Origin of the sequence: Bifidobacterium [indicum] DSM 20214 = LMG 11587, from assembly GCF_000706765.1 — a bacterium.
GTDB lineage: Bacteria > Actinomycetota > Actinomycetes > Actinomycetales > Bifidobacteriaceae > Bombiscardovia > Bombiscardovia coryneformis.
Genome location: NZ_CP006018.1, coordinates 728,258 through 742,569, shown reverse-complemented (window position 1 = coordinate 742,569; position 14,312 = coordinate 728,258). Strand labels below are relative to the sequence as shown.

General features: G+C 60.6%; 12 protein-coding genes. 5 read left to right on the top strand and 7 right to left on the bottom strand.

Annotated features, from left to right (window positions below):
• Window positions 1-175 precede the first annotated feature (175 nt).
• From tig to BINDI_RS02715, 7 genes are all read right to left on the bottom strand, one after another.
• Entirely contained in the window at window positions 176-1,582 is a 1,407-nt protein-coding gene (gene tig / locus BINDI_RS02745) for a trigger factor (RefSeq protein WP_033489957.1), read from the bottom strand.
• Between the two features lie 49 nt (window positions 1,583-1,631).
• Window positions 1,632-2,954 carry an HRDC domain-containing protein gene (locus tag BINDI_RS02740; protein WP_052108905.1) on the bottom strand — a complete coding sequence of 441 codons (1,323 nt, stop codon included), beginning with the start codon at window positions 2,952-2,954 and terminating at the stop codon, window positions 1,632-1,634.
• Window positions 2,955-3,090: 136 nt separating this feature from the next.
• Complete coding sequence (gene pflA / locus BINDI_RS02735; protein WP_033489955.1) at window positions 3,091-3,972, bottom strand: pyruvate formate-lyase-activating protein; 882 nt, start codon at window positions 3,970-3,972, stop codon at window positions 3,091-3,093.
• Between the two features lie 94 nt (window positions 3,973-4,066).
• Window positions 4,067-6,442 carry a formate C-acetyltransferase gene (pflB, locus tag BINDI_RS02730; protein WP_033489953.1) on the bottom strand — a complete coding sequence of 792 codons (2,376 nt, stop codon included), beginning with the start codon at window positions 6,440-6,442 and terminating at the stop codon, window positions 4,067-4,069.
• Window positions 6,443-6,735: 293 nt separating this feature from the next.
• The gene (locus tag BINDI_RS02725) at window positions 6,736-6,948 is read right to left on the bottom strand and encodes a hypothetical protein (protein ID WP_033489951.1); all 213 of its coding nucleotides are present in this window, start codon (window positions 6,946-6,948) and stop codon (window positions 6,736-6,738) included.
• A gap of 185 nt (window positions 6,949-7,133) precedes the next feature.
• Complete coding sequence (locus tag BINDI_RS02720) at window positions 7,134-8,816, bottom strand: NAD+ synthase (RefSeq protein ID WP_052108699.1); 1,683 nt, start codon at window positions 8,814-8,816, stop codon at window positions 7,134-7,136.
• Window positions 8,817-8,897: 81 nt separating this feature from the next.
• Window positions 8,898-10,613 carry an MFS transporter gene (locus tag BINDI_RS02715; RefSeq protein WP_052108698.1) on the bottom strand — a complete coding sequence of 572 codons (1,716 nt, stop codon included), beginning with the start codon at window positions 10,611-10,613 and terminating at the stop codon, window positions 8,898-8,900.
• 331 nt (window positions 10,614-10,944) lie between these two features.
• On the opposite strand from BINDI_RS02715, the gene BINDI_RS07130 reads away from it, so the two are divergent.
• The 5 genes from BINDI_RS07130 to BINDI_RS02690 all read left to right on the top strand — a co-directional run bounded on the left by BINDI_RS07130 (window position 10,945) and on the right by BINDI_RS02690 (window position 14,306).
• Window positions 10,945-11,673, top strand: a complete 729-nt coding sequence (locus BINDI_RS07130; RefSeq protein WP_158332588.1) for a TetR/AcrR family transcriptional regulator — start codon at window positions 10,945-10,947, stop codon at window positions 11,671-11,673.
• Window positions 11,670-12,029 (top strand): YccF domain-containing protein, encoded by a 360-nt coding sequence (locus BINDI_RS02705; RefSeq protein ID WP_033489949.1) that lies wholly within the window; start codon window positions 11,670-11,672, stop codon window positions 12,027-12,029. The genes BINDI_RS07130 and BINDI_RS02705 overlap by 4 nt, the downstream gene beginning before the upstream one ends.
• A 192-nt stretch (window positions 12,030-12,221) precedes the next feature.
• Window positions 12,222-12,761, top strand: coding sequence for a peptidylprolyl isomerase (locus tag BINDI_RS02700; protein WP_033489947.1), 540 nt, complete (start codon window positions 12,222-12,224; stop codon window positions 12,759-12,761).
• Window positions 12,762-12,777: 16 nt separating this feature from the next.
• The gene (locus tag BINDI_RS02695) at window positions 12,778-13,257 is read left to right on the top strand and encodes a very short patch repair endonuclease (protein WP_052108695.1); all 480 of its coding nucleotides are present in this window, start codon (window positions 12,778-12,780) and stop codon (window positions 13,255-13,257) included.
• Between the two features lie 2 nt (window positions 13,258-13,259).
• Window positions 13,260-14,306: a Gfo/Idh/MocA family protein gene (locus BINDI_RS02690; protein ID WP_033489945.1), complete on the top strand. Its 1,047-nt coding sequence runs from the start codon at window positions 13,260-13,262 to the stop codon at window positions 14,304-14,306.
• Window positions 14,307-14,312 lie beyond the last annotated feature (6 nt).

The following is a 14,312-nucleotide window of genomic DNA, read 5'->3' as shown; positions in this document are numbered from 1 at the left end:
CGCTCTTTGCGCAACCATGGAAGGGCTAGGCCGGTCTACGGAGAATCCCTGGAGAGCGGCCGCAACAAAAAGGACGCCCGGCGACAATTCGCCGGGCGTCCTCTGATCAAACGGTCATATCACAGTAGGTCCGCAACCGCTCCTGAGAGCAGGTCCGATCCGCCGGATGAAGACGTCAGTCCTTGTTTTCCGCCTCTTCGGCCGAATCTGAATCCGAGAGTTCGTCGGCCACAGCGGCAGCGGCGGAAGCAGCCTGGACGCTCTCGTCCTGGTCTTCCATGGACTGTCCGTCCTCTTCATCACCACCCAGGAAGCGGGTCAGATCGACCTCGTTCCCTTCGGGATCCTTGAAGGTGACGGCACGCATGCCGGCGAGCATACCCTTGGAACGTCCGACCTCCTGAACGGCAGAACCCAGCTGACCGTTCTGGACGATGGAGTTGATGAAGGCGGAGGGGTCCATGCCGTACTGCTGGGCAATCGAAGCCAGGAAGTTGGTCACATCCACCTGGCTGACACTGACCTCCATCTTTTCGGCCAGGGCATCCAGGGTCATCTGGTCACGGAGTTCCTTCTCGACGTTCTTTTCGGCCTCGGCCTTCTCGTCCTTGGTGGCCTTCTCGGAATCCTTGCCGGTGTTCTTGAGCTGATCGGCGACCATGTTGGCCTTGATGCCCTTGGGGACCGGAATTTCCAGGCCGTCCTGAAGCTTGGCGATGAAGGCATCGCGGGCGTCGGTTGCCTGGCGGCCCTCGGCGTCGATCTCGCACTGCTTGCGCACATCGGCCTTGAGCTCTTCCAGGGTGTCGAACTCGGAAGCCTCCTGGGCGAACTCGTCATCCAGCTCAGGCAGCTCCTCGGCCTTTACCGAGTTGACCTTGACCTTGATCTGGGCCTTCTCGCCCTGGTGATCGCCGGCCTCCAGGGTGCCTTCGAAGGTGGTCTCCTCACCGGCGGAGAGGCCGTCAAGGGCCTCATCCAGACCATCGAGCATGGTGTTGGAACCCAACTCGTAGCTGATGCCCTGCTGGGAATCCACAGACTCCCCGTCGATGAGGGCATCCAGATCAATGCTGGCGAAATCACCCTTCTTGGCGGGGCGATCCACGCTGACCAGGGTGCCGAAGCGCTGACGGAGGTTGTCCAGACGCTTGTCGACATCCTCATCGCTGACTTCGGGCTTGGGGACCTCAATCTCCATGCCGTCCAGGTCGGGCAGGTCGAACTTGGGGCGAATCTCCACCTCCGCGGTGAACTTCAACTTGGTCTCGTCCTTGGCGGACTGGGGAACATCCTTGACATCAATCTGCGGCTGGTCCATGGCGTGGAGCTTCTTCTCCGCCAGGGCCTTGGAGTAAATCTCGGGGACGCCGGCATTGATGGCTTCGCCTGCAACGCTGGCGAAACCGACACGCTGGTCGACGATGGGGCCGGGCACATGTCCCTTGCGGAAGCCGGGAATGGTGACCTGCTTGCCGATCTCCTTGCGGGCCTGGTCCAGGTACGGGTCCAGCTCCTCCGAATCGACGGTGATTGTGAGCCTGACCTTGGTGGGCTCGAGGTTCCTGACGCTGATTTTCACGCTGCGCTCCAATTCATCAAAACCGTTTGATCTGCCAGTAAGGCAACCGTTACATGATAGCGCGACTTAGGGACTCTGACAGGAGGGAAACCTGCCAGGGCCTGGCGCCCTGCTCTTCGAGGAAGTCGGCCACGTCCCTTTTTCCGGGCTCATCGGTCCAGCAGAGGTTACGCAGGTACTTGGGCTTTATCAGAACATCGACCGGGGTATTGGTTTCCTGCCCTATCCTGGCCACGGTCTTCCGAGCCGCTTCGAGCCTCGCCATACGCTCCGGATGGCGCTGCCGCCACACCTGCATGGACTTGGGGGCGTTGCTCTGGTCCGCCTGCGGTTTAGGCCCTACGGGGAGTTCATCAGCAGGCAGATCGAGCGCCTCCAAGATGGTCTCCCTCCAGACCGTCGGCCGAACCTTGCGCTGAATGGGAGCGTACCGTTCGAACATCCTGTCCTGCTCCCCACCCGCATGGATCCTCACCCGCTCATTCAAGGAGCGGATGGCACGGAACTGGGCGGCATTACGTGGTTTCGCCTGGGCGGCGGCGATGATGGACCTGTCGGTCAGGAGAAGGCTGGGAGCGATGTCATACTCCCTGCCCAGTTCCTCGCGCTTGGTCCATAGGGCCCTCGCAACAGCCAGGCCGCGTCGGTCCTTGCGGAGGGTGCTGATCTGCGACAAATGCCGCCAGGGTTGCTCGGGTCTGGGCTTGCGCTGTGACCGCTTGTCCAGCAGCCAGACGAATTCCTGCCGGGCCCATTCTTCCTTGCCCTGCCTTTCCAGCTCCAGCAGCATGCGCTCACGCAGGGGAACCAGAAGCTCCACATCCAGGGCGGCGTAGTTGCGCCAATCCCTGGGAAGGGGGCGGTGCGACCAGTCGGCGGCGGAGTGTTCCTTGGCCAGGGAGAGACCAAGGAAGTGCTCGGTCACCGCAGAGAGACCGAAATGCCGGAGGTTCAGCATTCGCGCGGTCAACTCCGTATCGAACAACGATGAGGGCTTCATGCCCAGGTCGTGGAAACCGGGAAGATCCTGAGGTGAGTCATGGATGATCCACTGGGCACCATCAACGGCCCGGTTGAAATCGTCCCAGTCACATCCTGCACGGTTCAGTGCCTGAGGATCCAGAAGGAAGATATCCGATGACCCGCGCTTGAACTGGACCAGGTAATCATCATGTCCATAGCGAAAACCCGAAGCCCGCTCGGCATCGGCAGCCAGAGGGCCGCGTTCCTGGGAGAGTTCACGGCATGCCCGCGCAAACCCCTGCGCATCATCGATGACCGGTGGGACACCACCCCTGGGTTCGGCCAGCAACCGGGCTGGTTCGGCGTCTGACTCTCCTTGACCTGGACGCTCTTCCTGGCGACCGGTCATGTCCTGCCGACGGGCACTATCCTCCATACCTGTTCTCTTTCCGGAGGTGCCTCACCCGGGTCCCTCGCACGGCAGAAAGCATAGCTCAACAAGAGGGCCCCGGCCAACTTCCCGGCCGGGGCCCTCCGTCATCTCATCAGTAGACCACGAAACCATGGGCTTCGAGCTGCTCGGTCACACGCTTCTTCAGTGAGGCCGAGGGGCCCTTGGCATCCTCCAGGGGGTAGGGTATGCGCAACTCATGCCACTTGGGTCTGCCCAATTGGTGGAAGGGCAGAACGTCGATGTGCTCGATGGCATCCTTGAACTGCTCACATACCTCGGCCACCTTTTCGACGTTCTCCTCCGAATCGGTCAGGCCGGGGACCAGGACGAAACGTACCCAGATCTTGCTGCCCCGCTCTGCCAGCCTCTTCCCAAAGGCGATTGTCGGAGCCAGCGTGCCTCCGGTGACCTCCTTGTATGTCTCCTCGTCACCCGACTTGACATCCAGAAGGCACAGATCGATGTCGTCTATCATGTCGTCCGTGTAGTTGCGGTTGAGGAAGCCCGAGGTGTCGAGACAGGTGTGGACACCCATCTCCTTGGCTGCACGGAAGACACGAGATACGAAGGCGGCCTGCATCATCGATTCGCCCCCACTGAAGGTGATGCCCCCGCCCGTCGCCTTGAAGAGGTCCTGGTAGCGCGCCACCTTGTCAATCATGGCCTGGAGGTACACGGGCTGACCGTCACGCATCTTCCAGGTATCGGGATTCTGGCAGTACTGACACCTGAGCGGGCATCCGCTCATGAATACGGTCATTCTGGTTCCGGGACCATCCACCGAAGTATTGATGTCCCATGAATGTACAAATCCGATATCGCCCGTACGCAAGGCCGCCATCCGGTCGTGCCGGTCCAGTCCGATGGGTGATTCGAATCCCGATAGTCCACCCATCAAAGTCTGGCTCTGGTATACCTTGGACTCTTTGAGCATGTGCGGCTGGGTGGTATGGAAGGTCATGGTGTCCGTCATTGGAACCTCCTGATTACGAATTTGAAGGGGGCGGGGTTGCTTCCCCGCCCCCTTCGGCTCACCGTCTTTCAACGGGTAGGACCACCGATGTCAATCAGTCGGTCACTGCACCCTGATGGAAGGTGCGGGAGATCACATCGAGCTGCTGCTCGCGGGTCAGCTTGACGAAGTTGACTGCATAGCCCGAAACACGCACGGTCAGGTGCGGGTACTTTTCGGGATGCTCGACCGCGTCTTCAAGCTGCTCCTTGCGCAGGACGTTGATGTTGGCGTGATACAGACCGTGGCCATTGCCGGCATCCAGGATGCCCACCAGGTTGTTGATCCGTTCGTCCTCATCGCGGCCCAGGCCGTCAGGGGTGATCGTATTGGTCAGCGAGATGCCGTCGAGGGCATCGTCGTAGTCGATCTTGCCGACGGAGAACATGGAGGGCAGCATACCGTGGGAATCCATGCCGTTCTCGGGGTTCGCACCAGGGGCATACGGGGTGCCCTTCTTGTGGCCCGAGGGGAAGGAACCGGTGTTCTTGCCATACTCCACGTTCGAAGTGATGGTCAGGATGGACTGGGTGGGGACGGCGCCACGGTAGACGGGCAGGCGCTTGATCTGACCCATGACCGTGGAGACGGCCCACTTGGCCAGGTCGTCGGCGCGATCGTCGTCATTGCCGTAGACAGGGAACTCACCCACGGTCTTGTAGTTGACGATCAGGTCATCGGCAGCACCTTCGACATACTCCGGTGTACCCTTGGCATCCTTGTTGTAGATCGGGTAGACCTTGGCGTACTTGATGGCAGCCAGGGAGTCGGCCGCAATCGACAGACCGGACATACCGCAACCGAGGGTGCGGTAGACCTCCTTGTCGTGCAGGGCCATCTCGATGGACTCGTATGCATACTTATCATGCATGTAGTGGATGATGTTCAGAGCCTCGACATAGGTCTCGCTCAGCCACTGCAGGGCCTTCTCGTAGTTGTCCTTGACTTCCTGGAAGTCAAGGGAGCCGTCCTCCTTGGGGGTGACGGGCTTGATGACACCCTCGTCGATGACCTGCATTCCGGTCATCTCATCGCGGCCACCGTTCATGGCGTAGAGCAGGGCCTTGGCCGAGTTCACACGCGCACCGAAGAACTGCATCTGCTTGCCGACCCTCATCGGAGAGACGCAGCATGCAATGGCGGCGTCGTCTCCCCAGTGGGCGCGGATGTCCTTGTCGGACTCATACTGGATGGCCGAGGTGTCGATGGAGATACGGGCGCAGAAACGCTTGTAGCCTTCAGGCAGCTTCGGATCCCAGAAGATGGTGATGTTGGGCTCGGGGCCGGGTCCAAGGTGCTCCAGGGTCAGGGTTGCCAGCAGACGGAAGGAGGTCTTGGTGACCAGCGGGCGGCCGTCATCGCCGAAGCCTGCATCCGACCAGGTCGCCCAATAGGGGTCTCCGGAGAAGATGTTGTCGTAGTCCTTGGTACGCAGGAAGCGGACGATACGGAGCTTCATGACGATGTTGTCGACAATCTCCTGGGCATCCGTCTCGTCGATCAGGCCGCTCTGGAGGTCGCGCTCGAAGTAGATGTCGAAGAATGCGGACAGACGGCCGATGGACATGGCCGCACCATCCTGGCTCTTGACGGAAGCCAGGTAGGCCATATAGGTCCACTGGACGGCCTCCTTGGCATTCTGCGCAGGACGGCTCAGGTCCAAACCGTATTCCTGCCCAAGCTTCAGCAGCTGCTTCAGGGCCTTGATCTGCTCGGAGTGCTCCTCGCGGAAGCGAATCCAGTGCTCGATCTCTTCCTCGGTGAAGTCGTTGCGGTAGGGAATCGAATCCTTGTCGGCCTTCTTCTGGGCGATCAGCTCATTGATGCCGTACAGGGCCACACGACGGTAATCGCCGATGATGCGGCCACGACCGTAAGCATCAGGCAGACCTGTCAGAATCTTGTTGTGGCGGGCCAGCTTGATACGGCGGGTATACACGTCAAAGACGCCGTCATTGTGGGTCTTGCGATACCGGGTGAAGATCTTCTTGACCTCGGGATCGGGCTCCTTGCCGGCCTCCATGAGGGCCTGCTCAACCATGCGCCAACCTCCGTTGGGCATCATGGCGCGCTTGCAGGGAACATCGGTCTGCAGGCCTACGATGACGTTGTCCTGCGTCTCGTCAGCCGACTTGCCGTCGATGTATCCGGCGGGGAAGGCGTCGATTCCGGCAGGCGTGTGGGTGTCTACATCATAGATGCGCTGCTTGCGCTCAACGGCAAGGAAGTTGTCGTCGAGGTAGTTCCACAGGAACTTGGTCTTCTCGGTGGCAGGCGCCAGGAAGGATTCGTCTCCGGTGTAGGGGGTGTAGTTTTCCTGAATGAAGTCTCGGACGTCGATGTTCTTTTTCCAGTCTTCACCCTTGAAGCTGTCCCAAGCCTTGGCTTGCAGCTCCTCGGGAGAGACTGATGTGGTCTCAACTGCTGTCATACTCAACTCCTTGTTGATATGTCAATGGCGCTTCCTCACACCACTGTTACCACCAAGTATAGAGTTGGCGTCATTCCCGAAAGTCAGCCAGGGACGTGAGCTTTGTCACATTGAGCAAGCCGTTCTTGAAGATATGCGGAAATGGGCTTGCATCCGCCGCCAAGACCTACGGAACGAGCCCATGACATGCGCGGCAGGAGCGTTCCATCCACTCAGTCGGCGACGGAGATGGAGAGAGCCGAAACACAGTAATCAGCGGAGACTCCCCAACTCTTCCCATTTCCGATACCCCTCTATGAGGACTCCGGGTCCCCCTCCCACTCCTGGCGCCAGCGCCGGTCTTCCTCTTCCCAGGCCTTGTTGCGCTTTTTGGCGATTTTCCATGCATTGAGAGCTTCCTCGTAAGACTGATAAGGACCCATCCTGCGGTCGGCAGGTGACTGCTTGCCCAGCTCAGGCTCGCCCGTCACCGTGTTGAGAAACCACTCTGGCTTCCGCTTCGACATGATTGCCTCCTGGACATGATTCCTGTCACCGCATGCCGCCGGACCTGGTGGTGTCATGCAGCCGTATCCTGCGAGCGCCTACCAGCACCGGTCTTCACAACGGGAAAGACGAGGCCCCAGCAAAGGTGGATCCTTACTTCGCCATGCCGAAACCGAATCAAGCGGACTCGGTTTCGCCCTCGATGTCACTCCCTGAAAGCGTTGGTGATCGGGAGGCGACGATCCCGACCAAAGGCAAGCGATGTCACCTTGGGACCCAGGGGGTACTGACGCCTCTTCCACTCGGCCCGATCCACCAGACGCATGACCGTATTGACGGTCTCCGGGTCAAAACCGTCGGCCAAAAGGTCCTCGCGGCCGTGGGCCTTCTCGATATACGCCTCCAAGACACGGTCCAGAAGGGCATAATCAGGCAGGGAATCAGAGTCCTTCTGGCCCTCTCGCAACTCGGCCGAGGGTGGCTTGAGAATCGAATTGGCCGGAATGGGTTCAACCTGCCCCTGGCGCCTTGCCTCCTCATTGCGCCACCTGGACAACTCCCAGACCCTGGTCTTCAGAAGGTCCTTGATCGGAGCGTACCCGCCCACAGCGTCTCCGTAGATGGTCGAATACCCACAGGCGAGCTCGGACTTATTGCCGGTGGCCAGGGCCAGGAGGTTCCTGGAATTGGAATAGGCCATGACGATGACACCACGTATGCGGGCCTGTATATTCTCTTCGGCCACACCTTCCAGGTGCAACTCCTCCTGGAAGGCATCGAATTCGGGGCCGATGGCCTTCACCTCGTAATGCAGGCCCAGCCGCTGGGCCAGGTCGGCCGCATCGTCACGAGACCCTTCGGAGGAGTACCGGCTGGGCATGGAGATGCCCCATATGTTGGAGCCACCGCAGGCATCGGCGGCGATTGTGGCCACCAGAGCCGAGTCAATCCCCCCGGACAGTCCCAGACAGACCCCCGTGAAATGGTTCTTGACCATATAGTCCCGCAGACCGAGCACACAGGCCCGGTAGATTTCCTCATCTCCGGGAAGATCACCGATCAGGGCGGACTTGGACCCGGCAGCCGTCTTCCCCGCAACCCCCGATTCCGGCAGGGTCCAGTATCCCAGGTGCTCTATGAACTGGGGGGATCGCTCCAAGAGGGCACCGTCGGCACCTACCACGAAGCTCCCGCCATCGAAGACCAGGTCGTCCTGCCCTCCTACCTGATTGACATAGATGACCGGGGCATCGACCTGGCGAGCGCGCCTGGCCGCCAGGTCACGCCGTACATGTCCCTTGCCCTCCTCGAAGGGGGAACCGTTGATGGTCACCAGGAGGTCAATGCCCTCTTGGGCCATCTCGCTGATGGGCCCGCCCTCCTGCCAGATATCCTCGCATATGGCCAAACCGATACGTCGGCCTTTGATGTCGAGAATGACGCTCTCCTGGCCGGGAGTGAAGATTCGATATTCGTCGAAGACCCCGTAGTTGGGCAGGAAGTGCTTGTCATACCCGGCCCACACCAGACCGTCGTGAAGGACCACCATCCGGTTGCGCGGCCTGTCCTGTTCCCGGTCCGTGCCGACGGTACCGACGATGACGTATAAACCACCCAGCCCCTCATCCTGGAGACCCTTGGCCAACTGGTCGGCCTTGGACCAGGCTGCCCTGCGGAAAGTCGCCCGGAAGGCCAGGTCCTCGATCGGATACCCCGTCAGGGTCATTTCGGGGAAGACCACCAGATCGGCCTTCCTGGAGGCGGCTTTGCGGCAGTACTCCATGATTTTCGCCGCATTGCCGTCCAGGTCACCCACGCAGGTATCAATCTGAGCCAGGGCCACCAGGAGGGAGCCGTCGGATGAATGGTCGTGTTCTTCTATACCCATACTGGCGATTCTAAACCGAAAGCGGTGCCAGGCAGGGAAACCGCGCGTGATTCACCGGTCGATTCCCCTTGCACAGCCCTGTCAGACCCGGTCGGCACCGGCCTTGCGTGCCGCCTGCCGCACCTTGATCGAGGCCACCAGACCTACCAGAAGGAGCACCCCCGCGAAGGCCATGGACAGTTGGGCCCCCTGGGTGAATCCCCGTGTCAAAGCTTCTGTGACTTGGGGTCCCAGCACGCCGAGTTGCCCCTTGGTGCCCTGCATCCTCATGGAGGATATGACATTGCCCGCCGATGACCGCACCGACTGGGTCAATCCCTGGGCAACACCGGTTGGCAGGCCGGGGATCGCCTCCAAGTGAGCCGGCATGACCATACCCACGGCGGCGGAAAGAACGCTGCCGGAAACGGCTGCTCCCAGGGCTGTGCCCCACTGTCGAATCGTCGACTGGGTGGCGGAGGCCTGACCTGACTGGGCAACAGGCACGCCGGACAGGACCAGGCTGGTCAGCTGAGCGGACGCAAAGCCCAGACCCGTCCCATAGATGACAAGGGTCACCAGCATGGTCCAGAGCGGCATGGAGTCGCGCATGAACAGGACCGAGGCGGCAACACCGAGAATCTCCATACCCAGACCAAGCTGGACAGTACCGCCCGCGCCCAGACGAGCGGAGACCAGCCGGGCAAGCCCGCCGGAGACCACAGACCCCAGAGCCATGATGCCCAGGACCGATCCTGCCTGAAGAGGGCTGAGGCCACGGGCATTGATCATATAGAGAGGCAGGATGAAGATGACGGCGAACTGGCCTGCATTGATGATGGCCGCCGTCAGGTTTCCCCAACCGAAGGTACCGATGGTGAACATGGACACATCGAGGACAACGATACGGTCCTGCCTCTTGCGGCGAAGCTCCACCAGGGCAAAGCCGACCAGGAGGACCAATCCCAGGACCAGGCAGATCGGCACCGGTGATACTGGCGCGCTGTCCGACCAGACCAGCGGACCCAGGACCAGGGTGGACGCAGGCCTGACCCAGCCATAGGTCTGTCCCTCAATCAGGGCAAAGACCACAAAGGCCGAACCCAAAGCCGACAGGAGGATTCCCTCCCAGTCGCGGAGCAGACCGAAACGGTCGGCGGATCCCGCCGGCGACGACTTGGTCTCGGGTACGAAGGCCATCGAGGCGAGGATGACAACCAGCCCCAAGGGAAGATTGACCAGGAATATCCAACGCCAGCCAATCGTAGAGGTGAAGAGACCACCCAGGAAGGGTCCGACTGCTGCGGCACCGGACATGACGGCCCCCCAGACACCGAAGGCCGTGGCTCGGTACTTGCCTCGGAAGGTGGCCGACACCGATGAGAGGGTTGACGGCATGACCAGGGAGCCGCCTATGCCCTGGACGACACGTGCCATCAGAAGCCAGGACCCGCTGGAAGAGGTTGCCGCAAGAAGGGAACCCAGAATGAAGATGACGGTCCCGACCTGGAGCATCCGCTTCCTGCCGACCATGTCGCCCAGTCGTCCGGCGGGCAAAAGGAGGGCGGCCAGGACGATGCTGTAGAGTGCTGTGACCCACTGCGCCTCGGTCATGGTGATGTGGATGGCATTGATGATGGCCGGTATCGACACATTGACGATGGAAGAGTCGAGAACAATCATGGCCAGCCCCAGGGCCAGCACCCAGAGCGCCTTCCAGGGCGGTTTGCCTGCGCTCGCTTCCCCTACCGGATTCGTCCGTGCTTCTGTTGCGGCCCGGGTCCGCTCCCCCCCGTCGCCCTGATCTCGTCGGGTCATCCGACACCCCCTCATTGTCTGCCACCGGGAATCTTATGCGCTGATGTCCATTCAGCATCCCGATAACTCGTCTACGGACTTTTGAGACTATACGTCGCAAAAATTTCCCTGGCAAGCAGCGAGGCGGCAATCGCCAACAGCGGAACGGAAGAATCAGGACGGGGAATCGGGGCAGCATCGCAAAACGGCACCAACAAGCTGAGGCAACCAAGACCCGATGTCCGCCAGCCGAAGTTGAGTCCATACACCCGGAGCCATATGATTCTTTCCAGCGGGAAGAATCGCGGCCTAATGCGATCGCATCATGCAGGAGCACAACCCCAGGAGGATCATGCCCAAGATCGAGGAAGCCAGCCTGGACGAGCACCGTTCCAGGACACTCTCGCGCATCCTCACGGCAACCGAGCGGATACTCAGAACCTCTGGCCGGCGTGGTCTGACCATGGCCGCAGTCAGCAGAGGGGCAGGCATGGCGAGGAACTCCCTCTACCGGTACGCTGCCGACACCGACCAGCTCTGCGACATGGTCCTGGAGGCCCACCTGCCCGTCTGGTCCACGTCCCTGACCCAGGCTCTGAGTCAGGCGCACACGCCACAGGAGATCATCCTTGCCTGGACCCGGACCAACCTGATCCAGGCCGGCCATCACGGTCACAGCTGGCTGATGAACCTCTACGCCGACAGCAATGACACCCAGTTCCGAGACTCCTTTCTGTACGGGCAGCCCATCGCACCCGACCAGAAAAAGATAGGCTCCACAGATAGGACCACGGGCGCCATGGTGGACTTCCACCGTCAGGTGAACCAGCCCTTGATTGACGCCTGGGAGTCCTTGCGTCCAGGAGATGCCCGGACCGGCGTGGAGGTCACCAGAGGCATCGTCCAATCCGGTATGCGACTGATTGACGCCTTGGCCATGGAGGGCGGAGAACCCAGCCGCGACAAGGTATCACGTATCGTCGAAGACATCACGAAATCCACGCAGGCCGTGGTGGAAACCCTGTCTGCGGAACAAACACGGCCACATCAGAGGGACCGGGGCAAGGACAACCTCTCATGAGATTCCTGGGCAACATCATCTGGCTTCTCCTGGGCGGTCTGGCAATCTCACTGTGCTGGGCCCTGATCGGCATCATCCTCTGCTTCACAATCGTCGGCATTCCGCTGGGTGCACAGGCTTTCAAGATGGCCGGTCTGACCCTGTCGCCCTTCGGCCACTCCGTCGCTTATCAGGGACGGTTCGGATCCGCACTGGCCAATCTGCTATGGCTGGTCCTGGGTGGCTGGTGGTTGGCCCTGTCATACTTCGTGGCAGGCCTGATCAACCTCGCCACCATCGTCGGGATACCCTTCGGCATACAGTCTTTCAAGATGGCGAAATTGGCCTTGATGCCCTTCGGCGCCGTCATCCGTTGAACCAGGCAGAATCGCCAGGGCTCTGCGACAGCCCAACCCCCTCCCCCTCCCCTCTCGCCGAAACCGTACAAGGCGGAGCAATGAGCACACTTGGCCTTGCGGTCGTTGGCCTGCCCGAAACGAGAAGGGCACTCGATTGAACAGGTCGCGCACCTGGGCTATGCGTCGGGCAGTCATGAAAGAATAAGAGGCATGACTACCATCATCATGCATACATCGGAAGGCGACATCCGCCTTGACCTCTTCGACGACAAGGCACCTGAAACCGTGTCCAACTTCCTGGATCTGGCCCAGGGCAAGAAGACATGGACGGACCCGGAGACCGGCCAGGAAAAGGAGGACCCCTTCTACGACGGTCTGACCTTCCACCGAATCATCAAGGACTTCATGATTCAGGGCGGCTGCCCCCTGGGAACAGGCACAGGCGGCCCCGGTTATGAATTCGACGACGAGATTGACTCCGAGCTGACCTTTGACCAGCCCTACAAGCTGGCCATGGCCAATGCCGGCCTGCGTCGCGACCCCGCCACAGGCCGGGCCCACGGCACCAACGGCTCCCAGTTCTTCATCACGACCGTGCCCACCCCCTGGCTGGATGGTCACCACACCATCTTCGGCCAGGTTGCCGATGAGGATTCCAAGAAGGTCGTCGACAGGCTTGATGCCGTAGCCACCGACTCCGGCGACCGCCCCCAGGAACCGGTCTTCATCAACAGCATCGAAGTGCTCTGAGCATAGGGTCCCGGGTATGCCTTCGAAGGTGGCTCCAAGCAAGTACAAACCCGGTACCCGCAGCTACACCATGTCCCGCATCAGGGGCAAGGAGACCTCCATTGAACGGTTGGTCCGGTCCTACCTCTTCGCCCGCGGACTCCGCTTCCGCAAGAACGACAAAAGGTACCCGGGCCACCCCGATGTGGTCCTGCCCAAGTGGCGGGCCATGGTCTTCGTCAACGGCTGTTTCTGGCATATGCATGAGGGCTGCGCCAAATTCTCCATCCCGAAATCGAACGTGGAATTCTGGACCACCAAGCTGACAAGGAACCGTCAGCGGGACCAGGAACAGGGCAGCAAACTGCGTGCCATGGGATGGAGGGTCTTCACGGTATGGGAATGCCAGTTGGACGCCACCCACCGCGATAAGACCCTGGACGAACTGTATCAGGCCATCATCGACCCCGATTGCCAAGACGAGTCGATAAAAGCACCAATCCAAACAAAGGAGTAAAGATGAGCAGATTGAACGGCAGGCGGCAGGAAGCCCGGCAAAAGGGAATGCGCGTCAACGTGGCTATTCTGGGGGCCGGCCGCATAGCCCACTCCCTGGCCAGGACACTGGTCATGATGACCAAGGATGAGCGCTACAACCGACTTGTGGCCCCCTACGCCGTGGCCTCCCGAGACCGCGAGCGCGCCGGAGCCTTCGCAGCCCAGTATGGCTTCGAGCACCCATACGGTTCGTACCAGGAACTCCTGGAGGACCCCGAAGTCGACCTGGTCTACATCGCCACCCCCCATAATCTGCACGCGGAACAGGCCGTAGCCTGCATGGAGGCCGGCAAGAACGTCCTGGTTGAGAAGTCGTTCACAGCCAACGCCAAGCAGGCCAGGCAGGTGATCGAGACCTCGCAGAAGACAGGACTCCTCTGCACCGAAGCCATCTGGACCCGTTACATGCCTTCACGATCCATCATCGACCGCATCGTGTCATCCGGCGATCTGGGCACCGTGCAGACGGTCACCGGCAATCTGGGCTATGTGACCACAGGAAAAGCCCGCATGACCGACCCTGCTCTTGCCGGCGGCGCCCTACTCGATGTAGGCGTCTACCCGCTCAACTTCATCGACATGATCATGGGGCCCAGGCCCATCGAGCGAATCACCACAGACTGGGTACGCAGCCCCGAAGGGGTCGACAGCCAGAATTCAACGACCCTGCTCTACCAGGACGGGTCCATGGGGGTGGCAACCAGTTCCATGGTTTCGAACAGTGACCGCTTCGGCTCCATATGGGGAAGCGAGGGCTACCTCATGTGTGGGAACATCAACAACGTGGAATCCTTGGACCTCTACGACAATACGCACGAAAAGATCCGCAGTTATCCAATCCCAGATCAGCTGACAGGATACGAATACGAGGTGGCCAGCGCCGCCGAGGCCATCCTGGACGGACGGACCGAGTGCCCGGAGATGCCCCACCACGATACCCTGCGCATCATGGAGCTGATGGACTCGATTCGCCAGCAATGGGGTCTGGTCTACCCATTCGAAGGCTGATTCCTT

Coding starts and splice junctions, on each gene's coding strand:
- BINDI_RS07130 (WP_158332588.1), top strand. CDS start 10,945: ATGCCCAAGATCGAGGAAGCCAGCCTGGACGAGCACCGTTCCAGGACA.
- BINDI_RS02705 (WP_033489949.1), top strand. CDS start 11,670: ATGAGATTCCTGGGCAACATCATCTGGCTTCTCCTGGGCGGTCTGGCA.
- pflB (WP_033489953.1), bottom strand. CDS start 6,442: ATGACAGCAGTTGAGACCACATCAGTCTCTCCCGAGGAGCTGCAAGCC.
- BINDI_RS02720 (WP_052108699.1), bottom strand. CDS start 8,816: ATGGGTATAGAAGAACACGACCATTCATCCGACGGCTCCCTCCTGGTG.
- BINDI_RS02740 (WP_052108905.1), bottom strand. CDS start 2,954: ATGACCGGTCGCCAGGAAGAGCGTCCAGGTCAAGGAGAGTCAGACGCC.
- pflA (WP_033489955.1), bottom strand. CDS start 3,972: ATGACGGACACCATGACCTTCCATACCACCCAGCCGCACATGCTCAAA.
- BINDI_RS02690 (WP_033489945.1), top strand. CDS start 13,260: ATGAGCAGATTGAACGGCAGGCGGCAGGAAGCCCGGCAAAAGGGAATG.
- BINDI_RS02725 (WP_033489951.1), bottom strand. CDS start 6,948: ATGTCGAAGCGGAAGCCAGAGTGGTTTCTCAACACGGTGACGGGCGAG.
- BINDI_RS02700 (WP_033489947.1), top strand. CDS start 12,222: ATGACTACCATCATCATGCATACATCGGAAGGCGACATCCGCCTTGAC.
- BINDI_RS02715 (WP_052108698.1), bottom strand. CDS start 10,613: ATGACCCGACGAGATCAGGGCGACGGGGGGGAGCGGACCCGGGCCGCA.
- BINDI_RS02695 (WP_052108695.1), top strand. CDS start 12,778: ATGCCTTCGAAGGTGGCTCCAAGCAAGTACAAACCCGGTACCCGCAGC.